The organism is Rhizocola hellebori, assembly GCF_016862955.1.
Classification (GTDB): domain Bacteria; phylum Actinomycetota; class Actinomycetes; order Mycobacteriales; family Micromonosporaceae; genus Rhizocola; species Rhizocola hellebori.
In genome coordinates this window covers 99,752-120,804 of record NZ_BONY01000004.1, presented here as the reverse complement: position 1 = coordinate 120,804, position 21,053 = coordinate 99,752, and the positions used below count along the sequence as shown (strand labels likewise).

The 21,053-nt window shown below is 64.5% G+C and carries 22 protein-coding genes and 1 pseudogene; 14 read left to right on the top strand and 9 right to left on the bottom strand.

The window, feature by feature from the left end:
• Position 1: 1 nt before the first annotated feature.
• The gene (locus Rhe02_RS04515; protein WP_203906771.1) at positions 2-1,687 is read right to left on the bottom strand and encodes an FAD-dependent oxidoreductase; all 1,686 of its coding nucleotides are present in this window, start codon (positions 1,685-1,687) and stop codon (positions 2-4) included.
• A gap of 136 nt (positions 1,688-1,823) precedes the next feature.
• Between Rhe02_RS04515 and Rhe02_RS04510 the strand changes: the two genes are divergently transcribed.
• Positions 1,824-2,864 carry a mechanosensitive ion channel family protein gene (locus Rhe02_RS04510; RefSeq protein WP_239123357.1) on the top strand — a complete coding sequence of 347 codons (1,041 nt, stop codon included), beginning with the start codon at positions 1,824-1,826 and terminating at the stop codon, positions 2,862-2,864.
• Between the two features lie 5 nt (positions 2,865-2,869).
• On the opposite strand, the gene Rhe02_RS04505 is transcribed toward Rhe02_RS04510, so the two are convergent.
• Positions 2,870-3,553, bottom strand: coding sequence for a BON domain-containing protein (locus tag Rhe02_RS04505; RefSeq protein ID WP_203906850.1), 684 nt, complete (start codon positions 3,551-3,553; stop codon positions 2,870-2,872).
• 204 nt (positions 3,554-3,757) lie between these two features.
• Between Rhe02_RS04505 and dnaK the strand changes: the two genes are divergently transcribed.
• The 8 genes from dnaK (at position 3,758) to Rhe02_RS04465 (ending at position 11,653) form a co-directional block, all read left to right on the top strand.
• Positions 3,758-5,671 carry a molecular chaperone DnaK gene (gene dnaK, locus Rhe02_RS04500; protein WP_203906770.1) on the top strand — a complete coding sequence of 638 codons (1,914 nt, stop codon included), beginning with the start codon at positions 3,758-3,760 and terminating at the stop codon, positions 5,669-5,671.
• 10 nt (positions 5,672-5,681) lie between these two features.
• The gene (locus Rhe02_RS04495; RefSeq protein ID WP_203906769.1) at positions 5,682-6,179 is read left to right on the top strand and encodes a nucleotide exchange factor GrpE; all 498 of its coding nucleotides are present in this window, start codon (positions 5,682-5,684) and stop codon (positions 6,177-6,179) included.
• Positions 6,179-7,009, top strand: a complete 831-nt coding sequence (locus Rhe02_RS04490) for a DnaJ C-terminal domain-containing protein (protein WP_203906768.1) — start codon at positions 6,179-6,181, stop codon at positions 7,007-7,009. The genes Rhe02_RS04495 and Rhe02_RS04490 overlap by 1 nt, the downstream gene beginning before the upstream one ends.
• Complete coding sequence (locus tag Rhe02_RS04485; RefSeq protein WP_239123355.1) at positions 7,009-7,293, top strand: chaperone modulator CbpM; 285 nt, start codon at positions 7,009-7,011, stop codon at positions 7,291-7,293. Before Rhe02_RS04490 ends, Rhe02_RS04485 begins: the two co-directional genes overlap by 1 nt.
• A complete protein-coding gene (gene clpB / locus Rhe02_RS04480; RefSeq protein WP_203906767.1) occupies positions 7,284-9,890 on the top strand; it encodes an ATP-dependent chaperone ClpB in 2,607 nt (868 codons plus the stop codon). The genes Rhe02_RS04485 and clpB overlap by 10 nt, the downstream gene beginning before the upstream one ends.
• Positions 9,887-10,312, top strand: coding sequence for a thioredoxin (trxA, locus tag Rhe02_RS04475; protein ID WP_203906766.1), 426 nt, complete (start codon positions 9,887-9,889; stop codon positions 10,310-10,312). The genes clpB and trxA overlap by 4 nt, the downstream gene beginning before the upstream one ends.
• Positions 10,313-10,640: 328 nt before the next feature.
• Positions 10,641-11,108: a redoxin domain-containing protein gene (locus tag Rhe02_RS04470; RefSeq protein WP_239123353.1), complete on the top strand. Its 468-nt coding sequence runs from the start codon at positions 10,641-10,643 to the stop codon at positions 11,106-11,108.
• On the top strand, positions 11,108-11,653 hold the full coding sequence (locus Rhe02_RS04465) for a DsbA family protein (RefSeq protein WP_203906764.1): 546 nt from the start codon (positions 11,108-11,110) through the stop codon (positions 11,651-11,653). The genes Rhe02_RS04470 and Rhe02_RS04465 overlap by 1 nt, the downstream gene beginning before the upstream one ends.
• 91 nt (positions 11,654-11,744) lie before the next feature.
• Here Rhe02_RS04465 and Rhe02_RS04460 read toward each other — a convergent pair whose 3' ends face one another.
• A complete protein-coding gene (locus Rhe02_RS04460; protein ID WP_203906763.1) occupies positions 11,745-12,080 on the bottom strand; it encodes a MerR family transcriptional regulator in 336 nt (111 codons plus the stop codon).
• Between the two features lie 348 nt (positions 12,081-12,428).
• Here Rhe02_RS04460 and Rhe02_RS04455 point away from each other — a divergent pair, with 348 nt between their 5' ends.
• Both Rhe02_RS04455 and Rhe02_RS04450 read left to right on the top strand, forming a co-directional pair.
• Positions 12,429-12,977, top strand: a complete 549-nt coding sequence (locus tag Rhe02_RS04455; RefSeq protein WP_203906762.1) for a hypothetical protein — start codon at positions 12,429-12,431, stop codon at positions 12,975-12,977.
• A 362-nt stretch (positions 12,978-13,339) separates the two neighbouring features.
• Positions 13,340-13,846 (top strand): Hsp20/alpha crystallin family protein, encoded by a 507-nt coding sequence (locus Rhe02_RS04450; protein WP_203906761.1) that lies wholly within the window; start codon positions 13,340-13,342, stop codon positions 13,844-13,846.
• Between the two features lie 49 nt (positions 13,847-13,895).
• On the opposite strand, the gene Rhe02_RS04445 is transcribed toward Rhe02_RS04450, so the two are convergent.
• A complete protein-coding gene (locus Rhe02_RS04445) occupies positions 13,896-14,897 on the bottom strand; it encodes a serine/threonine-protein kinase (protein ID WP_203906760.1) in 1,002 nt (333 codons plus the stop codon).
• 51 nt (positions 14,898-14,948) lie between these two features.
• Between Rhe02_RS04445 and Rhe02_RS50755 the strand changes: the two are divergent.
• Positions 14,949-15,053: pseudogene (locus Rhe02_RS50755) on the top strand (hypothetical protein); the annotation flags it as partial.
• A gap of 11 nt (positions 15,054-15,064) precedes the next feature.
• Here Rhe02_RS50755 and Rhe02_RS49625 read toward each other — a convergent pair.
• The 4 genes from Rhe02_RS49625 to Rhe02_RS04425 form a co-directional block, all read right to left on the bottom strand.
• On the bottom strand, positions 15,065-15,490 hold the full coding sequence (locus Rhe02_RS49625; protein ID WP_239123350.1) for a hypothetical protein: 426 nt from the start codon (positions 15,488-15,490) through the stop codon (positions 15,065-15,067).
• Between the two features lie 427 nt (positions 15,491-15,917).
• The gene (locus tag Rhe02_RS04435; RefSeq protein ID WP_203906759.1) at positions 15,918-16,751 is read right to left on the bottom strand and encodes an SDR family oxidoreductase; all 834 of its coding nucleotides are present in this window, start codon (positions 16,749-16,751) and stop codon (positions 15,918-15,920) included.
• Between the two features lie 147 nt (positions 16,752-16,898).
• On the bottom strand, positions 16,899-17,837 hold the full coding sequence (locus Rhe02_RS04430; protein ID WP_203906758.1) for a PP2C family protein-serine/threonine phosphatase: 939 nt from the start codon (positions 17,835-17,837) through the stop codon (positions 16,899-16,901).
• Positions 17,838-18,136: 299 nt separating this feature from the next.
• On the bottom strand, positions 18,137-18,562 hold the full coding sequence (locus Rhe02_RS04425) for a TetR/AcrR family transcriptional regulator (protein ID WP_203906757.1): 426 nt from the start codon (positions 18,560-18,562) through the stop codon (positions 18,137-18,139).
• 463 nt (positions 18,563-19,025) lie between these two features.
• On the opposite strand from Rhe02_RS04425, the gene Rhe02_RS04420 reads away from it, so the two are divergent.
• Positions 19,026-19,502: a hemerythrin domain-containing protein gene (locus Rhe02_RS04420; protein WP_203906756.1), complete on the top strand. Its 477-nt coding sequence runs from the start codon at positions 19,026-19,028 to the stop codon at positions 19,500-19,502.
• Positions 19,503-19,506: 4 nt separating this feature from the next.
• Positions 19,507-20,169: a DUF6766 family protein gene (locus Rhe02_RS04415; protein ID WP_203906755.1), complete on the top strand. Its 663-nt coding sequence runs from the start codon at positions 19,507-19,509 to the stop codon at positions 20,167-20,169.
• A 531-nt stretch (positions 20,170-20,700) separates the two neighbouring features.
• Here Rhe02_RS04415 and Rhe02_RS04410 read toward each other — a convergent pair.
• Complete coding sequence (locus tag Rhe02_RS04410) at positions 20,701-20,997, bottom strand: hypothetical protein (RefSeq protein ID WP_203906754.1); 297 nt, start codon at positions 20,995-20,997, stop codon at positions 20,701-20,703.
• Positions 20,998-21,053 lie beyond the last annotated feature (56 nt).

Sequence of the window (21,053 nt, the reverse complement as noted above, 5' to 3'; positions counted from 1 at the left end):
GTCAGCTGCGCGCCGGGTTGAGGTGCTGATGGATCAGCGCGACCGCCATCGCGCCTTCACCCACCGCGGAGGCCACTCGTTTGATCGAGCCGCTGCGGACGTCGCCCGCGGCGAAGACGCCCAGCCTGCTGGTCTCCAGCAGGAATGGCCGGCGCGGAGTCTCCTGCGCTATACCGTCGACAGCGCCGGATCCCACGGCCGAGCCGGTGAGCAGGAAGCCGCGCCGATCCATCGCCAGCTGCCCGGCCAACCAAGGGGTGCAAGGATCCGCGCCGATCAACACGAACATGGCACGGGCGGGTAACCGGCTCTCCCGCCCGGTGTGCACGTCGGCGAGAACCACCTCCTCCAGCGCGTCTTCGCCGGCCAGCTCGCGGACTTCGACGTTGGTGTGCACGGTCACGTTTGGCAGCTCACCTATTCGATCGGCCAGATACCGGGACATGTCCCTGTCCAGGGCGTCGTGCCGCACGAGCAGATGCACCTGGGCAGCATGCCCGGAAAGGAAAACCGTTGCCTGTCCAGCGGAGTTTCCGCCGCCTACCACTACAACCGGATCGCGCTGACAAAGCTGGGCCTCCGCAAGGGTGGCCGCGTAAAACACACTGACTTTTTCGAGTCGTGGCATCCCAGGCACATCAAGGCGTCTGTACCGGGCGCCGGTGGCGATAAGCACCGTGCGGCAGGAGATCTCGGCACCATCCTGCACCCCGATCAGGTGGTTGCCGTCGCGCGCGCCAAGCGTTACCACCGACGCCGGCACCTCCACGTGGGCGCCGAATTTGCGCGCTTGCAAAACAGCCCGCTCGGCCAGGTCCGCGCCCGAGATCCCAGCCGGAAAACCGAGGTAGTTCTCTATCCGCGAGGAGGTGCTGGCCTGTCCACCGGCGCTGATTGCCTCCACCACGGCCACGGAAAGGCCTTCCGATGCGGCATACACGCCGGCTGCCAGCCCTGCGGGACCAGCCCCGACCACTATCAGATCGAAATCCGCGCCCGCGATGCTCAGCGAGCTCAGCCCGACCGCCTGGGCGAGCTCAGCGTTGCTGGGGTTACGCAGCACCCGCCGCCCATTCAAGATGACAACCGGGGTCTGCTGCGGCGAAACGTTCATCTGGCGCAACAGCGTCTCGGCTATCTGGTCCTGCTCGAGGTCGATCCAGCGGTAGGGCAACCGGTTACGCGCGGCGAAGTCGCGGATCCGGCGAGCATCAGGCGAGTAGCGGGAGCCGATGATGCGCATGCCCGCGCCGTACTCGATGAGCACTGAGCGGCGGATCAGAAAAGCGCGCAGGATCAGGTCGCCAAGCGCGGGGTCGTGGGCGACCAAGGCCCGCACCGCGTCCACGGATACGGACAGCACCTCACCAGGCTCGCGAACCACCGCGGTCAAGAAGGCGGGCTGCCCGGCCAGCAGGTTGAGCTCACCGAGGAAGCGGCCCGGCCCGTGCAGACCGATCACGCGTTCGGCGGGGCTGGCGTATGCCTCGGTGACCGCGACCGTACCGGCCAGGATCACGTGAAGATCTGAGGCCGGATCACCCTCGTGGAAAAGGAGGTCACCGGCCGCGGTCGGGCGCCGGTTTCCGTGCCGGGCGAGAGTTTCGATCTGTTCGGCGCTCAGACGTGGGTAGGCACCGTAGCGATCCGGCGTCTCGGCTGCAGGTGTGAGCGCGGCCTTGCCCATCACCCCACTATGTCAGCGGGACGGTATCGCTGTTGCACGAATCGCCCGTCACCCGGCTTCAACGATGCCACCTCACCCATAATCGCTGGAGGACATCGCCAGCGCGACCGGCTTCTTATGGGGTTGACTCGACAGCATGAGCACCGGGGAGTTGACGCGGGCGGCATTGCTGGCCGGGGGCGCCGCGGTGTGCGCATGGCTTCTCGGCTTGCTTTCCGCATGGCTGGTCGAGCTGGTAAGCCGGCGACGTTACGAGCTGTTGCTAGCCAAGCTCAGCCACTCCTGCCGGCGGCCTTGGCGCATCACCTTGCTGGTGAGTGCGGAGCTGATTGTCCTTCCCCACACCGCAATCCCCGATCCCACCCAGGCCGTCATCCGGCACGGGCTCGTCATCGCTTTGATCGCCGCCTGCGCGTGGCTGTTTGTCAAGGCGCTGTTCGTGTTGGAGGACGCGACGTTTCGCAGGCTGCCGGTCGACGTGCCGGACAACCGCCGCATGCGACGTGCCCGCACCCAGATCGGTGTGCTGCGACGGCTCACCGCCGTCGCCGTGATCCTGGTGGCGGCCGGTTCTATTTTGGTGACATTCCAGCCGCTGCGGGCTTTTGGCGCCTCGCTGCTGGCTTCCGCTGGATTCCTGAGCGTGGTGGCCGCACTGGCCGCCCGCACCACCCTTGGGCACGTTTTCGCCGGACTGCAGCTGGTCTTCACCGATGCCCTGCGCATCGACGATGTGGTAGTCGTGGAGAACAACGAATGGGGACGCATCGAGGAATTGCGGCTCACCTACGTCGTCGTGCGGCTCTGGGATGAGCGGCGCCTGGTCCTGCCGACCACCTACTTCACCACCACGCCCTTTCAGAACTGGACGCGCAATGAAGCCCGGGTTGTCGCCTCGGTAAACCTCTACCTGGACTACACCATGCCCATCACACCATTGCGCGAAGAGGCCAGGCGGATCATCGAGGCTTCGCCGCTGTGGGCGCGCCACGAGTGGGTGCTGCAGGTGGTCGACACCACCGAGAAAACCATGGTTATCCAGGTACTGGCCGACGCCGCAGATGGGCCCAGCGCCTTCGATCTCAAATGCGAGATCCGCGAGCAGCTAATCGCGTTCCTGCGGACGCACTATCCACAGTGCCTGCCCGGTACCCGGATCTCGCTACCGCAGTCGTAGGGTTCTCAGAACATCGGGACGATCACGATCCGGTTCTCCACCGATGTCACCCCAGGCATAGTCCAAGCGATGCGCTCGGCCTCTGCCTTCTCGGCCCACGACCGCACCGTGCCTTCCAGCACCACCTTCTGGCCGACGACCTCGACGGTGATCTGCTTGGCATCGGTCTCGGCGCTGCGAATCAGCCCTTGCTCTATGCGCCGCTTAACTTCCTCGGGCGACAGCTGGGGACGCGCCTTCACCATGATCAAATTTGTCACTCCGCGTACTCCAGCCAGGCTACGGACGGCACGCTCAGCCTCTATTCGCTGATACTGCCATTCCACCTCGCCTTTGAGGGTCACCAAGCCCCCCGACACCGTCACCTCGATCTTTTGCTCAGGCACCAGTTCGGCGTGCTCCAATGCCTGCTTCGCGGCCGCGGCGATATCGGTATCGGTACGTTCAGCTGTGGTAGACAGCCGGATCTCGATTTGGTTGGCGACGGCCGCCACTCCCCGCACACGATGCGCTGCCCGCTCGGCGACCCACTTCTTGGTGTAGTTGTCCACCCAGCCGGTCAGGGTCACCACACCATCCTTGACCATTACCCCGATCTCGTTGGGCTGCACGCGGGCGTCCCACCTGAGCTCCTCGAGAATGTCTCGCTGGATTTCCTCATCTGTTCGCGTAGCGGTTGTCGTCCCCATCACGAACCCACTCCTTCACGATTGCCGTGCGTGATTGCCTTTCTTGATGCTCCTGCGCGGCAGGATGAGGACTCATCACCCGCCAAGAGTGAGCAGCGCTCACCCGCTCATGCACAACGCTGAGCAATATTGCCGATCTCAGGTTTCGCTCGGCCCGAGGTGGAAAGGTCGACAGGAGCGATTCGACGGGGAACGGAGTCTGCCATGGCCAAAGCAGTAGGCATCGACCTTGGAACCACCAACTCGGTGATCGCCACTCTCGAAGGCGGTCAGCCGATAGTCATTGTCAACAGCGAAGGCGCCCGAACCACACCCTCCGTGGCGGCCTTCACCGAATCCGGCGAACGCCTGGTCGGCCAGCTCGCCCGGCGGCAGTCGATCCTCAACCCGAAAGGGACGATCTACTCCGCCAAACGCTTCATCGGACGCAAATACAGCGAGGTCTCCGAGGAGGCCAAAGCGGTCGGCTTCGACGTGGTCGAGGGGCCTGACGGGATGGCCAAGTTCGACATCAGGGGAAAGCTCTACTCGCCTGAGGAGATCAGCGCGCTCATCCTGCGGAAGCTGGCCGACGACGCGGCGAAGTACCTGGGCGAGAAGGTGACCAAGGCGGTCATCACGGTCCCGGCCTACTTCAACGACGCTCAGCGCACCGCGACCAAGGACGCCGGCAAGATCGCCGGTCTGGAGGTGCTGCGCATCATCAACGAACCGACGGCGGCCGCGCTGGCCTACGGGCTGGACAAGAAGGGCCACGAAACGGTTCTCGTTTTCGACCTCGGTGGTGGCACGTTCGACGTGAGCATCCTCGATGTCGGCGACGGCGTGGTGGAGGTACGCGCCACGGCCGGCGACAGCCATCTGGGCGGTGACGATTTCGACCGCCGCATCGTCGATCACCTCGCGGACGGCTTCCAGAAGGAGAACAGCGTCGATCTGCGCAAGGATCCCCAGGCGCTGCAACGGTTGTTCGAGGCGGCGGAGAAGGCGAAGGTGGAGCTGAGCTCGGTCACCCAGACCCAGATCAACCTGCCGTTCATCACCGCCGATGCCAACGGCCCCAAGCACTTGACCACCTCGTTGATGCGCTCCACCTTCGAATCCCTCACCGCCGATCTGGTCGAGCGCTGTCTGGAGCCGGTCAACCAGGCTATGGCCGATGCCAAGGTATCCGCGAACGACCTCGACGAGGTGATCCTCGTCGGCGGGTCCACGCGCATTCCGGCCGTGCAGGCGCTCGTGCGCCGCCTGACCGGCGGCAAGGACCCGAACATGTCGGTGAACCCCGATGAGGTTGTCGCCTTGGGTGCGGCGATCCAGGCCGGTGTGCTCACTGGTGAGGGCCCCGATGTCGTGCTGCTCGACGTGACTCCGCTGTCGCTGGGTCTGGAGACGATGGGCGGTGTGATGACCAAGGTCGTCGACCGCAACACCACCGTTCCGGTGCGCCGCAGCGAAACCTTCTCCACCGCCGAAGACAACCAGCCAGCGGTCGATGTCGTGGTGCTGCAAGGCGAAAGAGAAAGGGCCGCGGACAACCGCACGCTTGGCCGGTTCCGGCTGGAGAACATCCGGCCTGCGCCGCGCGGTGTGCCTCAGATCGATGTGACCTTCGACGTGGACGCCAACGGCATTCTGAACGTATCCGCGAAAGACAAGGACACCGGGACGGAGCAGAAGATCAGCATCACCGAGAGCGGAAACCTGGACCGCTCCGACGTCGAGCGGATGGTCGCCGAGGCCGAACAGCATCGTAGCGAGGATCAGCAGATCCGAGCGCACATCGACGCCCGCAACGAGCTCGACGCGATCGCCTACCAGGTGGAGCGGCGGCTCGGCGAACTGAGTGATGCTGCCCCGCCGCACGAGAAGGCCCGCGCCGAGCTGCTCATCAACGACGCCCGCGACGCGGTCAAAGGCGAAGCGCCGCTGGACAGGCTGCGCTCGCTCACCAGCGAGCTCCAACAGGTGGCACAAAGCCTGAACGCGGCTCAGTCGCAACCCGGCGGGCAAAGCGGGCAACAGCAACCCGGCGGGCAGCAGCAGGGCGGTGGGCAATCCAGCAGCGGCTCCGGCGACGACGACGTGATTGACGCGGACTTCACCCAGTCGAGCTGAGGCCGCCGCCATGTCTAAAAAGGACGCTGAACCGCAAGAGGCCGAACCACCGCCAGAGCAAACGGTGGAGCAGCTGGAGGCCAAGGTTGCCGAGCTTGAGGATCGCTGGAAACGGGCCCTGGCCGAGACCGAGAACCTGCGCAAGCGACTGGCCAAGGATCTTGCCACCGCACAGGAAGCCGAGCGCCGCCGGGTCACCGCAGCCTGGCTGCCCATCGTGGACAACCTCGAGCTCGCGCTGGCGCACGCCGACGAAGCGAACCCGATCGTCACCGGCATCAAGGCCGTCCGGGATCAAGCTCTTGACCTGTTGGCGGCGCTGGGTTACCCGCGCGACAACGAAACCGGCATCGGCTTCGATCCGGTGCGCCACGAGGCGGTTTCAGTGATGCCCGGCGGTGGCGAGCCGGGCACGGTGGTGTCGGTGGTACGCCCCGGCTACGGCAAGGCGCAGCAACAGTTGCGCCCTGCCGCGGTCGTGGTCGCCGGTGAGCAGCAGGACAGCTGATGGCCCGCGACTACTACGAGATTCTGGGAGTCGGGCGCGACGCCTCAGCGCAGGACATCCAGCGCGCCTATCGCAAACTGGCCCGCCGCCACCACCCCGACGTCGACAAGAGTCCGGGCGCGGAGGACAGGTTCAAGGAGATCAATGAAGCCTATCATGTGCTGTCCGATCCCGAACGCCGCCAACGATATGACCGCCCTCAACCAGAACAAGCATTTTACGGTACCCCACAAGAAGATATTGATTTTGAAGAGCTCTTTGGCGGCATGTTCGGCGGGCGTTCCGCACGCGGGCCGATTCGCGGTGCCGACCAGGAAGCCGAGCTGGAGCTCTCCGTGGAGGAGGCCTACCGCGGTGGAAGCCGCAAGCTGACCCTGACCGGCCCGGCCGGGCAGCGCACCTACGACGTCACCATCCCGCCCGGTGTGGTGGAGGGGCAACGCATTCGGCTGGCCGGCCAGGGCGGGCGGTCACGCGCCGGCGCCCAGGCGGGCGACCTGTATCTGATCGTGCGGATAGCGCCGGATCCGCGATTCCGGCTCAAGGGCAAGGACATCTACATCGATCTGCCGGTGACACCGTGGGAGGCTGCGCTCGGCGCGAGCGTGCCGGTGCGCACCCCCGGCGGCGAGGCGTCGGTGAAGCTGCCGGGCGGCTCCTCCACGGGAAGGCGGCTTCGGTTGCGCGGTCAGGGAATTCCCGCTCGCGGTCACCCCGGTGACCTCTACGCTGAAGTGAAAATTATGGTGCCCGTCAAACCGAGCCCGCGCGAAAGCGAGCTTTTCGAAGAGTTGGCAAAGGTTTCCGACTTTGATCCGAGGAAGCGATGATGGTCTACCCATTGGCGTTGCCGGCAAGGCTGAGTGTGGGCCGTCTCGCCCAGCAGACCGGTGTGCATCCGCAGCTGCTGCTCCGATTCATCGAGCTCGGTTTGCTTGACGCCGAACGCGATTCTTCCGGCCGCCTTTGGCTGGCCCCGAATGCCGCCGTGACCGTCGCCCGGGTGCAACGGCTCCACTTAGGACTTTCCCTGAACTACTCGGCGATCGGGCTCGTTCTCGACCTGCTCGACCGGATTGACGAACTGGAAAGACGTGACCGCTCATGGACATGAACAAGCTGACCCAGAAGTCGCAGGAGGCCCTGCACGACGCGCAGACGATCGCGTTGCGCTTCGGCCAGTCCGAAGTGGACGGCGAGCATCTGCTGCTCGCCTTACTCGACCAGCCCGACGGTCTGACCGCACGGCTGATCCCCGACTCCGCCGCGCTGCGCGCCGATGTGGAACGCGACCTGCAGAGCCGTCCGCGCGTCTCCGGCCCGGGAGCCACGCCCGGCCAGGTTTTCGTCACCCAGCGGCTGGCCCGCATCCTGGACACGGCTGAGCGGGAAGCCAAGCGGCTCAAGGACGAGTACGTGTCCGTCGAGCATCTTGTGCTCGCCCTGGCCGACGAGGGTTCCTCCACCGCAGCCGGCCGGCGGCTCAAGGAGCACGGGGTCACCCGAGAGACGTTCCTGGCCGAACTGACCCGCATCCGGGGCAACCAGCGGGTCACCTCGGCCATGCCTGAAGCAGCATACGAAGCGCTGGAAAAATACGGCCGCGACCTGGTAGCCGACGCCCGCGCGGGACGGCTCGACCCGGTCATCGGCCGCGACGCCGAGATCCGCCGCACGATCCAGATCCTGTCGCGCAAATCCAAGAACAACCCTGTCCTCATCGGCGATCCCGGCGTCGGCAAGACCGCGATCGTGGAAGGTCTCGCCCAGCGCATCGTGCGCGGTGATGTGCCGGAAGGGTTGCGGGACAAGACAGTTTTCGCCCTCGACATGGGCGCGCTGGTGGCCGGGGCTAAATACCGCGGTGAGTTCGAGGAGCGGCTCAAGGCCGTGCTGACCGAGGTGAAAGCAGCCGAGGGACGCATCCTGCTATTCGTCGACGAGCTGCACACCGTGGTCGGCGCGGGCGCCGCCGAAGGCTCGATGGATGCCGGGAACATGCTCAAACCTATGCTCGCCCGTGGGGAGCTGCACATGATCGGTGCGACCACCCTCGACGAATACCGCAAGCACGTGGAGAAAGACGCTGCCCTGGCCCGGCGTTTCCAGCCGGTGGTGGTGGACGAGCCGACGGTCGAGGACACCATCTCCATCCTGCGCGGGCTGCGCGAGCGGCTCGAAGTGTTCCACGGCGTGAAGATTCAGGACTCGGCTCTCGTGGCGGCGGCGACCTTGAGCCATCGCTACATCACCGACCGGTTCCTGCCCGACAAGGCGATCGATCTCGTCGACGAAGCCTGCGCCCGGCTGCGCACCGAGATCGACTCGATGCCCGCCGAGCTGGACGAGCTGACCCGCCGCCTGACCCGGCTGGAGATCGAGGAAGCGGCGCTGTCCAAAGAGACCGACCCGGCAAGCATCGCCCGTCTCGACCAGCTGCGCCGCGAGCTGGCCGATCTGCGCGCCTCCTCCGACGCCAAGCGCGCGCAATGGGAGTCCGAGCGGCAGGCCATCCGCAAGGTGCAGCAGCTGCGCGCCGAGCTGGAACAGGTGCGCCTGGAGGCAGAGGAAGCCGAACGCAACTACGACCTCAACCGGGCCGCCGAGCTTCGCTACGGCCGCCTCGCAGAGCTGGAACGCAGGCTCGGTGCGGAGGAGGAAACCCTTGCCGCCAAACAGGGCAAGCAGCGGCTGCTGCGCGAGGTGGTGACCGAGGACGAGATCGCCGAGATCGTCGCCGCGTGGACGGGCATCCCGGTCAGCCGCCTGCAGGAGGGCGAACGCGAGAAGCTGCTGCGCCTCGACGAAATCCTGCACGAACGGGTCATCGGCCAGGACGAGGCCGTCCAACTCGTCTCCGACGCCATCATCCGCGCCCGCTCCGGGATCAAGGACCCACGCCGCCCGATCGGCTCGTTCATCTTCCTCGGACCGACCGGCGTCGGTAAAACCGAACTGGCCAAAACCCTTGCAGCGACGCTGTTCGACAGCGCGGACAACGTGGTGCGCCTGGACATGAGCGAATACCAGGAGCGGCACACCGTCAGCCGGCTCGTCGGCGCTCCGCCCGGCTACGTCGGGTACGAGGAGGGCGGCCAGCTGACCGAAGCGGTGCGCCGCAAGCCCTACTCGGTCGTGCTCTTCGACGAGATCGAGAAGGCGCACCCCGACGTGTTCAACACGCTGCTGCAGGTACTCGACGACGGGAGGATCACCGACTCGCAGGGACGCACCGTCGACTTCCGTAACACCGTCATCATCATGACCTCGAACATCGGCGCCGAGCATTTGATCACCGGCACGGTGTCCAGCGGCGACATCCCGCACGACGTAAGAGATCGGGTGATGGCCGAGCTGCGCGGCCACTTCCGCCCCGAATTCCTCAACCGCGTCGACGACATCATCCTATTCAAACGGCTCACCCTGGAACAGATCGAGCACATCGTCGACCTGCAGATCGACGAACTGCGCCAGCGGCTCGCCGAACGGCGCATCACCCTGGAGCTCACCGAGGACGCCCGCAAACTCATCGCCGAACGCGGCTTCGACCCCGTCTACGGCGCCCGCCCGCTGCGGCGCTACATTTCCCACGAGGTCGAGACACGCATCGGCCGCGCGCTACTCAAAGGCGACCTGCCCGACGGATCAGTCATCCGCGTCGACGCCCGCGACGGCGAGCTCGCCGTAGACTACGAAAAGGCGATGGCATGACCACCTCAGACATTGTCACCTGCCCCGACTGCGGGCAGAAAAACCGCGTCCCGGCCGACGCCTCGGGCACACCACGCTGCGGCAAATGCCAGACCGACCTGCCCTGGATCACCACCGCGACCGACGACGACTTCGACGCGATAGCCACCCACGCCTCCCTACCGGTGCTCGTCGACCTCTGGGCGCCCTGGTGCGGCCCCTGCCGCGTCGTCGAACCCGGCGTGGCCCGCGCAGCGCAGGAACGGGCCGGAAAACTGAAGGTGGTCAAGGTAAACGTAGACGAAGCTCCCCAGATCTCGCAGAGATTCCAGGCCCGGTCGATCCCGATGCTGGTGATGCTGCGCAACGGCAACATGGTCAGCCAGCAGGTAGGCGCCACCCCGCCTGACCAGCTGATGGCCTTCGTGGACAAAGCACTTTAGGAGGCCCCTCGGCGACCACGCTCGGATAGTTGTGATAGCGGCCGCACACGGGCACCTCGACACAGGTTGATGTGGTGGCGGTGTTCCTTTCTTGAACCTGGCGACCGGCTCCGAGGCGCCGACGCGCAATCGGTTTAGTCGCTCGATACGAGCAACGACCGAAGTAGCACAACGGATTTCCCCGGCCAACCCGATGGATGTCAGCATCGCTCGCTGAGGGGGTAGCGGACGTGGACGTACACGTCCTCGTTATAGGCACACATAGCGGGATTAACTCTTTTGATAGCGGGGTATTTGTCTAATTATGTACCCAACTCCGGATAAAATAGTGGCGGCCGGGGAGCCAGCGCCCGACGTCGAGCTCAAGGCTTCACCGACACAGACCGTGCGCATTTCCGGGCTTCACGGCCGGCCGGTTGTGTTGGCTTTCTATCCGGCCGACTTCAGCCCGGTCTGCACGGATCAGCTGTCGCTTTACCAAACAGCCGCACCAGCCTTCGCCAAGTACGACGCTCAAGTACTGGGTATCTCCACAGATGGAGTCTGGTGCCATCAAGCCTTCGCCCAACAACGCGGGCTGAAGTTTCCGTTGTTGGCCGACGCCTGGCCGCACGGCGCCGCCGCGCAGGCCTACGGCGTGCTGGACACCGACGACGGGTTGGCAGCGCGGGCTCTTTTCGTGCTGGACCACCAAGGGGTGGTGGCCTGGAGTTACCTATCGCCCTCAGGGGTCAACCCCGGTGCGGACGGAATTCTGGCCGCGCTCGACGCGATGACTGCAAAGGCGGTGCCTTAATGAGAACATCTCTGGACATCCAGCAGGGCCAGCTGCAAATGCCCATCAGCAGACGCGACCACACCATTGGTTCCCCGGACGCGCCGGTCATCCTGGTCGAATTCGGCGACTATCAGTGTCCCTACTGCGGTGCGGCCCATCCGGTTGTGACCGCGCTATTGGACGAGCGGGCTTCCGCGTTGTTTTTCGCGTTTCGTCATTTTCCGCTGACCAACGTGCACGAAAATGCGCAGTTCGCCGCCGAGTCAGCCGAAGCGGCTGGCGCACAGGGACACTACTGGGAGATGCACAACTGGCTTTTCGAGCACCAGAGGCAGTTGCAGCCTTCGGCGGTGATGGCCGCCGCTGCCGCGATAGGCCTGGACATCGACAGGTTCGCGCAGGATCTGGCCGCGCACGCCTTCCTCCCGAAGGTTCAGGAGGACTTCATGACCGGGCTGCGTAGCGGGGTCAACGGAACACCGACCTTCTTCATCAACGGCGCGCGATATGAAGGCCCCGCGACACTGGAGGCACTCACCGAGGCGGTCGACGAATTCCGTTGAGGTAGAAGGAGATTACGGTGTGGCTCTGGCGAACCGCGTGAACGGATTCAGTGGCACACCCGACAGCAGCAAACTTTCAAGCCCAGGGCGTCTAGCGCGTCGTGGTGCGCGGTGTGCCGCGCTCGTATTGTCTGTTGAGCTCTTGTGCTTCGGCGAGCTGGTCTTCCAGGATCACGATTCGGCAGGCGGCTTCAACACTGGTGCCCTGGTCGGCGATCTCGCGCACCCGGGCTGCCAGGCGAAGCTGGTAGCGGCTGTAGCGTCGGTGCCCGCCGCCGGAGCGCAGCGGGTCAAACAGTTTGGCTGCTTCGACCGAACGTAGGAACGCAGCGGAGGCGCCGATCATTTCCGCGGCACGGCCCATGGTGTAGGCCGGGTAATGCTCGTCGTCGAATCTGTCCGGCGACGGGGCCTGCTCAGCGGTCATACACATCCTTGTCTGCTTAACGCGGGTAAGGGTCCCGGCGCCATATCGGTGCCGGGACCCTGCGGATTGGGAAGTTATCTACCATCACCGGCCGTTAAGTTGCACCGGTTTTCGTCTTGCCCGCCTGCTTCCGCCGTGAGGCAGTGCTGCGGCCCTATGGCGTGGATATTGACCGGGGACCACCTTCCGTTCCTTGGGGTCTGCGGTTCCCACCGGCGCGTCACGCGGCCGAGGTGGGTAATCCGATGGCGTAACTCCTTTCTCCGCTGCTACCTACTGCTTTCACACCAACTTGACTGCTCTTACTTACCTACCTGCGGTGCCGGAACGGTCCGGTCACCTTGCCCAGTGAGCCATCCCGCAGCCCTGTTCACCTTCGTGGCCGCAAGACCCGCATCACACGAGCTCAACTGCTTGGTGCGCCAGTTCTCCTGCCGCACTAAATCGTCCTTCGCAACAACTAAGACCATACACACGCCCCATGCAGATGTCTACTATCGCGCCGACAGATTTTCGGCGGGTGCCGCCCAGGCCGTGGAGCAGGAGCAGCGGCTCACCGGAACCCGCAACGGTGACCGCCACCCGACGCCCGCACACGGCAATCGTCTGGCTATCGGACCCAACGCTGCTTGCGGAACTCAATGCCATGCATGTCTCGCTACGTACTTCATGGCGCAGCTTTACCCCAAGATGCCGCAGTTCAAATGCATCAATGTCAACACGTGGCGGCTGTCGCAATTACGTGACGGATTGCCTGGCTGCAAATCAGCTGCTGCGACCTGGCTGGCCCTCAATGATCTGGATCTTGTGGTTGTCGACGCGGTCGCCAGCACCAAATCGGCGAGGATGGTTTCTAGGCGAGTGATTACTCATGTCCGCTGGGCCGGTCAGCTGTAGCCGCCCGCACGGCGGCAAAGGCGTAGCTGTACTCCGTCGGTCCACGAGAGCGGGTGGCCATCAGAATGTCCGCAAAGTCGGAAGAATTTCCTCTTGAAATCTGTGCTGGCGGATATAGAATGTATGCGCAAGCTGAGCTAGAGTTCCTGTAACGGCGAGGGTAGTTGTTGAGGAGTGATTGCGGTGGCCTTGCTGGTACCGGCTCACTACGATCGGCGCAGGGCACGACGGAGTGCCCAGTGCCTGCGCCCTCCGAACCGGCGCAACTAGATCGGTTAACCAATTGCACATGCGGGCGTGCGACCGCGCCCGTCCATCACGACAAGCCGTTACACGGCAAACACTTTGGAGGTGTGTTGGTCATGCTCGTTCGTTTTGATCCTTTCCGTGATTTCGACCGGCTCGCCAGTGAGGTGTTCGGCGCGGCACGCACGCCCGCGCTGATGCCCATGGACTGCCTGCGCACGGGTGACCAGTTCGTAGTCCGTTTCGACTTGCCCGGTATCGACGCCGACTCGCTGGAGGTGTCGGCCGAAAACAACACGCTGACCGTCAAAGCCGAGCGCCGCCGCCGCGATCCACAGGACGCCGCCTATCTGGTTTCGGAGCGCCCGTCCGGCACCTACCGCCGTCAACTGGTCCTCGGCGACGGCCTGGCGACCGACGCGATCAAGGCCACATACCAGGACGGCGTGCTGTCGCTGACGATCCCAGTCGCCGAGCAGGCCAAGCCGCGCAGGATCGAGGTCAGCCGGGCGGGAGGTGACACCGCGATCGAAACCGGCGAAGGCCATAAGGTAATCACCGGCCAGACCGGAGGCGGCACCCAGGACGGCACCGACCGTCAGCTCACCGCCGTGGGCGCATAGCGGCACACTAAGCGACCTTGATCGCAGCCGCGGCCTGCCGAGCGCCCCGTCAAGGCAGGTCGCGGCCCTCATGCAGCGAGACGGCGTGACATTTCGCATCGCTTGTTCGGCATGCAGCTTCAGGGACGCGGAGCATTCTGGCCGTTGTCGTGTGCTCAGCGTTTCGATTGGTCGTGCTGTTTTGTGTCCTTTCCAGCAGACTGTCGCTACCGTGCGGGGTCAGCAGTATCTGGCTAAGCCATTGAGCGACTATCCCGGCGCTAGCCGGTCGGGCGACAGGAGTTTTGTTCAACAGGACCGAGACCACGCTGTCAATCGCCGGGGGTAGGTCCGGGCGGCGGCGGGCCAGGGGGACCGGCTCTTGGTGCAGCTGCCGCCAGGCAATCCCGGCTGGAGTGCCGCTGGCAAATGGCGGTTTACCCGCAGCCATCGCATACATGACACATCCGAGGCTGTAGAGATCGCTAACCGGGCCGACCGGCTCGCCCCTGACCTGTTCCGGTGACATGTACGGAGCGGTGCCCACCGCCGTGCCCGTGGCGGTCAGCTCGATGTCGCTGCCGGCCAGATGCGCTGCCCCGAAGTCGCTAATTTTGACGGTGTCCTCGTTGGTGCGCAAGATGTTGGCGGGTTTGAGGTCGCGGTGGATGATGCCGGCCCGATGGGCTGCGGACAAGCCTTGGCACACCTGCTGGGCAACCTTCACGATGTACTCGGCCGGCATCTGCCCGCCGGCGATCTGAGCGGCGAGAGTGCCCAACCGGGCCAGCTCCATCACCAGATACGCGCTGTTGTGGGTGGCGCCACTGTCATAGATCGTGATGACATGCGGATGCGACAACGCTGATGCCGCCTGGACCTCACGGGCGAACCTTTCGGCCGCGTGCGGGTCGCCGTCAGCCCGTGGCGCCAGCACCTTCAGCGCCACCTCACGACCCAGGCGCACGTCGCGTGCCTGCCACACCCGAGCCAGCGCACCGTCGGCGATCACCAAACGAAGCTGGTAACGGCCATCAAACATCACACCCGTCGCTGCCACAGACTCGCTCATGTTCCTGCGATGCCCTGACTAGCTCAAGCTACACGCGACAAGGCGCCAGCGATTTCCGCACCGAAAACGTCACTCACCCCGCGCCAGTTCATCGCGCTGGCCCAACAGCACCGTTTCGACCAGCCCGCCACCAAGGCGGGTGCCATCGTGGATTGGCTCAAGGAGGATTATGGCCTCGGGCGTGGCCACGCGATGGCCGTGGTGCACGTGATTAAGAACGGCCCGAGGATCAGCGCGAAACACGTCGGCACCACCGGCACGCATCGCCACGAATCCGACACGCTATGGCTGGACGGCAAAGACAACCGGCCGTGAGACGGCATACCTGCCAACGCCCAACGGGTGCGACGGTCGACCTCGTTGTGGCGCTGTGCCATTACCACGGCAATCGCCTCGGTCTGCTGTCCAATGAGGATGGCCGCGGCCCGCTCGCTCCCCGCGTAGCGAAGTGCGGCGCGGGCCCTTACCCGCATGGCGGCCTGCCGCGTGCGTTCCAGCTCTGCCTGCGCCCGGCGCACCGCTTCCTCGGCCCTGCGCACGGCGGCCTGGGTCGCAGCCGCCTCGGTCGCGTCGTCGGCCGTTAAGACGCGCAACGCCCAGTAGACCTCCCGCCGGTCTTGCGCGTGTTCGTAACGATCGGCTACCCGTTCCCTTTCGTCCGCCAGTGGAGCAGGTTTGCGATGACGTGTCCATGCGTGCGGCGGGTAATCGCACGGTAGTGCGGTTGTGGATGAAGTCTGGCTAGGCGCCGTCACGGCCGCATCGCCTTCTGCGCGTTGGATGATTTCAGAGTTGTGCCCTGGGCAGCCATCGGCGAAACGCTTTAATGGCAATGGAGTACGTGTCGTCGCTCAAGGCGTGGACTCTAGCGCGGCCAACCGTGACACTCGTTGCGCAACAAAAGGTCGGCATCGAACATCCGAGATACGCTTGGGCGCTGCGGCCTTGATGTGCTTGTACTGGCGCTCTCGTTTCGGTGACGATCCTGGGGCATCATTAACTCTTTTTCGTGGTACCAGATCAGAGGATCGGCTTTCCGCCGGTGACCGGAATCAGCCCACCCGACATGTAGCTCGCCTCATCGGAAGCCAGCAGCACGAACGCGGGAGCGACCTCCTTAGGCTCGCCCGGGCGGCCAAGCGGCGTGTTCTTGCCGAACTCGGCCACTTGCTCTGGCGGCATGGTCGACGGAATCAGAGGCGTCCATATCGGACCCGGCGCGACACTATTGACCCTGATGCCCTTCTCCCCCAGCAGCTGCGCCAGCCCGGCGGTAAAATTCGCAATCGCGCCCTTCGTGGTCGCGTAAGGCAGCAGCGTCGGACGGGGCATGTCGGAGTTGATGGAGCTCGTGTTGATGATCGACGCTCCACGGCCCATGTGCGGCAACGCCGCTTTCACCAACCGGAACATCGCCGTGATGTTGATGTCGAAGGTGCGCACCCACTCCTCGTCGCTGATCTCCTCCACGCTCTCATGGGTCATCTGATAAGCGGCATTGTTGACCAGAACGTCGACACGGCCGAACGCCTCCACCGCGCGGCGCACTACCTCTTCGCATTGGTCGCGGTCGGCCAGGTCACCGGGCACCAGCACACACTGCCGCCCGGCCCGCTCCACCAGTTTGGCGGTGTCCTGTGCGTCGTCTTGCTCGGACAGGTAGGCGATGAGCACATCGGCGCCTTCGCGGGCGAACGCAATCGCCACCGCACGGCCGATGCCGGAATCGCCGCCGGTGACGATGGCCTTCTTACCCTCCAGCCGACCCGAACCGCGGTAGGAGTCCTCGCCGTGGTCGGGTTTGCGGCGCATCGCCTCGGTGCTACCCGGTGGTTGCTGTGTCGGCTCGTTCATTAGCTTCCCTTCTCGTCAGCTCGGCGGATACGGGTGCTCGCGCAGCAGCCGGGCAAGATGCGCGGCATTGGCAGCCAAGGTTCTGGTAGCCGCGCCGGTGGCTTTTCGGCGGTTGGAGGATGGCTGCGTCTGGCCGCGGGAGCCGCTTCAGGGCCGGGTTCGGCGTGCTGCCAGCGGCGACCATTCCACCAACATCATGGTGGCGTCGTCGGCCGGCGGTGCTTGCCGGTGGTCGCGGATGCTCTGCGAGATTCTGCGTAGTGTCTCCGGTGCCGGCAGGTCCGCCGCCGCGTGACGTTCAGCCAGGTCGACCAGGCGCTGGAGACCGAATTGAGTGCCGTCACTGCTACGAGCCTCCACCACCCCGTCGGTATAAAAGAACAGGCTGTCGCCCGGTTGTAGGGCCAGTTCGGCCACGTCGACCTGCCCATCACCCAAACCGAGTGGCATTCGCCGGCCCTCATGCAGGTCAGCGATGACCTGGTGCTCACGCACCACTACCGGTGGCGGATGTCCCGCATTGATGTAGCGCAACGCGCCGGTGTTGACATCCAGCTCGGCCAGAACCGCGGTAACGAAGCGCAAATCACCGAAGTGCTCGGTCAGAACGGTGTCGGCCGCCGCCGCCATGGCGTAGAGCCCTTGCCCATCACGGCGGGCGGAGCGCATTGTCGCCAGCACGGTCGCCGTGGTCAACGCCGCCTGCAGTCCGTGGCCCATGGCATCGAGCACCAGGAATCGAGCCTTGTCCTGGTCCACGGCGTAGTCGAAGCCATCGCCGCCCACCTCGTAAGCCGGCTCAAGGATCGCCGAAATCGCCAGTTCGCGGCAGGCAAAGGTAGACGGTGGCAACATCGCGAGCAAGAGCTCACCAGAGGTTGCCATTGGCCGGGTGCGACGAACCCGGTGCAGCACATCCCCGTAGTCGACTTTGGTGGCCAGCAGGTGAGCCAGCAGGCTGGCGAAGACCTCCCCGTGCCCACCGAGATCCTCTCCATGCAGCACCGGACGATGACTGACGAACTCCACCACGCCAAGGCGTTCGGTGTCGTCTATCAGCGGCACCCACCAGTGCCCGGCCTGCATGCCGGATACCGTGTTGATGGTCGTAAAAGCCCTGCCTGCCACCGTCCCCTCAACGTCCAAAGACGTCGGCTCGGCGTGGGCGGGCGCTTGCGGCAATGGGCGCAACGTCCGCTGCTGGTGATCAACCAGGTAGACGGTAATGGTGACGCCGATTTGCATCAGCACCGCATTAGCCTGTCCTACAAGCTCATCAGGGCGCGCACGCGCGGCCCGAACCAGCAGCTCGGACTGAGCCCTGTCCCAGAGCCGGGCAAGCTTTCCCCCCACGCTGCCGCCCCCTTCGGCCCCATCCGATTCGGCTACAGCATCCCACCAATCGGCGGCAGAAAACTGGTTTTGGTCTCGGACAGCAGAACCGCGAAATCGGCGAACGCCCTGTCCCGATCGGCTTCGAAACGCTTCGCGGCGGGAAACGTCATGGTGAGCACATCGGTGAAGCCACGGTCGGCTGCTTGCATGGCGCAAACGTCTTTGACGTAGTCGCAAAACCCTGACCACGGATCAGGGTCGGCCAGCGCCTTGCGTACGGCACCGGCGTAGGAGGCCATCTTGGCTTCGAACGCGGCAGCGATCAGCCCCTCCCTGTTCGGGTAGCGGCGGTAGAGAGCGCCCACGCCCACTCCGGCACGGCGGGCGATTTCATCGACCGGGACGTCTAGGCCATGTTCGCAGAACGCGTCGCGGGCGGCGGCGACGATGCGCTCACGGTTGCGTTCGGCATCCACGCGCAAGCCCGACTACGGCCCACCCAGCCAGCAGCACCCTGGCCCGGCTTGCCACCGACCTGGCCGCCAGACGGTTGACCGTGCCAGTCGCGCGCACCTACGCCCTCGACGAGGTTCCATCGGCGTCCGCCGACTTCGGCAGCGGCAAGCTAGGCAAAATCGCCATCACCGTCGCCTGAACACTCACGTCCGCCCCTCAACTGTCGGAGATCTCTGACCCGGCGCCGTGCGGCTGATCGGTATCGCCGAGCTGTTGGGCGGGCTAGGACTGATCCTGCCCGCCACGCGCCGCTGGCCGGAAAAGCAGCCCTTGTCCGCAAGCATGACGCCATATGGCGACGCACGCTCGCAGCGCGGTCGCTGACGCGCCGGGTGAGGGCTGTTTGGCACCGGCCCGTTGCGGGCAAATTCCACCTCGAATCGCGTTCTTGAAGCACAATTGATCAAGGTTGAGGGGGCTCGCGTGGACGGCATCGTTCTGCTGAAGGAAGATCACAAGACGGTCAAGCGGCTGTTCCGCCAGTTCGAAAAGACCCACAAGAAGGCGTCACCACAAGAGAAGCGGGCCCTGGTGGACACCATCCTCAAGGAGCTGACCACTCACGCCTACATCGAGGAGACAATCTTTTATCCGGCAGCGCAGGAAGGCGTACCAGAAACAAAAGATCATGTTCTGGAGTCGGTGGAAGAACACCACGTCGTCGCATGGCTGCTTTCCGAGCTGCAAAACCTTGACCCGTCGCACGAGACCTTCGACGCCAAGGTCACCGTCCTGATCGAAAACGTGGAGCATCACGCCGACGAGGAAGAACAGGAATGGTTCCCACAGGTCCGCAAGGCGCTCGGCCGAAATCGCCTCATCGAGCTCGGCGAGCAGATGGCAGCGGCCAAAGCCAACGCACCGGCCGATCCCCTGTCCCTCATGTCGGCCAGGGCCTGACCCGGTGCGCGTCTGGCTGAAGCACCACGCCCTATCAGCGGTGCTGCTGACGGCGTTCGTAGTGTTCGTGGTTGGGCAGGCCTTCGCCGGCTGGCAGGTGCGCAACGAAGACCTGCTCACCGCGGGCCTGCCCGCCGACACCTTCTGGCACTACTTGGGCACGGGCCACTTCGGTGAAGCGCTGTTCGAAAACTGGGAATCAGAGTTCCTCCAAATGGGCGCCTACGTATTGCTCACAGCGTTTCTGGTGCAGCGTGGATCGCCGGAGTCGAAGCCGCTAGAACAAGACGACCGTGCAGAAGACGACCCGGACAACGCCGGCGCCGATTCGCCAGCGTGGTCAAAGACGCGTGGGTGGCGGCAATGGTTCTACCGCAACAGCCTGTCGCTAGGGTTGTTCGGCTTCTTCGTGCTTTCCTTCGCCGGGCACTTGCTCGCCGGTACAGCCGAATACAACGAACAGCAAGCCCTCGAGCAGGGCGCAGCACCGATCGGGATATGGCAGTTCTTCGGCAGCGCAGACTTCTGGTTCCAGTCCATGCAGAACTGGCAGTCCGAGTTCCTCGCCGTCGCCGCCCTCGTCCTGCTCAGCATCGTGCTACGCCAGCACGGCTCCCCACAGTCGAAACCGGTCAAAGCCCCACATACACAAACCGGCGCCGAATGAGGCGACGGCGAAACTCGCGACGGAGGTGGTCGTCTACCACATTGTCGAGGCGGCGTGATACCAGCACTAGTGACACATCGGGCCGATCCGTGGGAGGGGCGCGGGAGGCAACCACCCGGAACAGGCCACCCGAGGCCGGAACCGGCTGGGATTGAACCGAAATGATTCAGCTGGCCAGCGGCACTATCCGGCCCCGGGTGGGATGACCTGGGACAATAGCCGTGTAACTTCCAAACTGATTGCGCGGGTTCGATTCCCGTCGCCCGCTCTCTATATTCACAGCTCAGAGCGCTGATCAATGATCTATCTGATCGAGGCGTTCTGATTTGGGAAGGGAATTGGTAGGGATCTTCATCCGAAGACCTAAGCCAACATCGAATCCCGCAGCCATCCCAGCCAAGCGGCCATTCGTACGACGCTGACCTGCCAAATTGCACGGATGCCCGATTCAGGCATCGTCAAAACATTCCCGCGACAACCGATCTCGAATTGAAATCACCTCCGGAACTCCGTGAGGAAATCTGATTGCACCTAACCCCACTCGGCCAACCCGTCAACCCGCTGCCACTCCGCCTCGAGGTAGTTCTTGCGGCGCATATCCCAGGCCGCGTGAGCCTTCTGGAACTGCGCCGCCTGCGACCGGCGAACCCGCTCGAGGCGGCCGCTGGCGAACCCACGCCACACTCGCAACATAGCGATGAGCACCAGCAACACCCCGGTACCCTTAGCAGCCAAGATAATCGACGCTTCGTGCATCTCCGCGTTCGGCATGTCGCCGCTGCCCGGCTGGTCCGGGCCAAGCGAAAGCAGAAAAAACCAGCCCAACACAAATCACGAACAAAGACCCACAGGACGGCCGCGGCTACCGAACATTCGCCAAAGAT

Excerpts from the sequence above, each read along its gene's own strand:
- Rhe02_RS04515 (WP_203906771.1), bottom strand. The coding sequence starts at position 1,687 with ATGGGCAAGGCCGCGCTCACACCTGCAGCCGAGACGCCGGATCGCTAC.
- Rhe02_RS04510 (WP_239123357.1), top strand. The coding sequence starts at position 1,824 with ATGAGCACCGGGGAGTTGACGCGGGCGGCATTGCTGGCCGGGGGCGCC.
- Rhe02_RS04505 (WP_203906850.1), bottom strand. The coding sequence starts at position 3,553 with ATGGGGACGACAACCGCTACGCGAACAGATGAGGAAATCCAGCGAGAC.
- dnaK (WP_203906770.1), top strand. The coding sequence starts at position 3,758 with ATGGCCAAAGCAGTAGGCATCGACCTTGGAACCACCAACTCGGTGATC.
- Rhe02_RS04495 (WP_203906769.1), top strand. The coding sequence starts at position 5,682 with ATGTCTAAAAAGGACGCTGAACCGCAAGAGGCCGAACCACCGCCAGAG.
- Rhe02_RS04490 (WP_203906768.1), top strand. The coding sequence starts at position 6,179 with ATGGCCCGCGACTACTACGAGATTCTGGGAGTCGGGCGCGACGCCTCA.
- Rhe02_RS04485 (WP_239123355.1), top strand. The coding sequence starts at position 7,009 with ATGGTCTACCCATTGGCGTTGCCGGCAAGGCTGAGTGTGGGCCGTCTC.
- clpB (WP_203906767.1), top strand. The coding sequence starts at position 7,284 with ATGGACATGAACAAGCTGACCCAGAAGTCGCAGGAGGCCCTGCACGAC.
- trxA (WP_203906766.1), top strand. The coding sequence starts at position 9,887 with ATGACCACCTCAGACATTGTCACCTGCCCCGACTGCGGGCAGAAAAAC.
- Rhe02_RS04465 (WP_203906764.1), top strand. The coding sequence starts at position 11,108 with ATGAGAACATCTCTGGACATCCAGCAGGGCCAGCTGCAAATGCCCATC.
- Rhe02_RS04460 (WP_203906763.1), bottom strand. The coding sequence starts at position 12,080 with ATGACCGCTGAGCAGGCCCCGTCGCCGGACAGATTCGACGACGAGCAT.
- Rhe02_RS04450 (WP_203906761.1), top strand. The coding sequence starts at position 13,340 with ATGCTCGTTCGTTTTGATCCTTTCCGTGATTTCGACCGGCTCGCCAGT.
- Rhe02_RS04445 (WP_203906760.1), bottom strand. The coding sequence starts at position 14,897 with ATGAGCGAGTCTGTGGCAGCGACGGGTGTGATGTTTGATGGCCGTTAC.
- Rhe02_RS04435 (WP_203906759.1), bottom strand. The coding sequence starts at position 16,751 with ATGAACGAGCCGACACAGCAACCACCGGGTAGCACCGAGGCGATGCGC.
- Rhe02_RS04430 (WP_203906758.1), bottom strand. The coding sequence starts at position 17,837 with ATGCAGGCCGGGCACTGGTGGGTGCCGCTGATAGACGACACCGAACGC.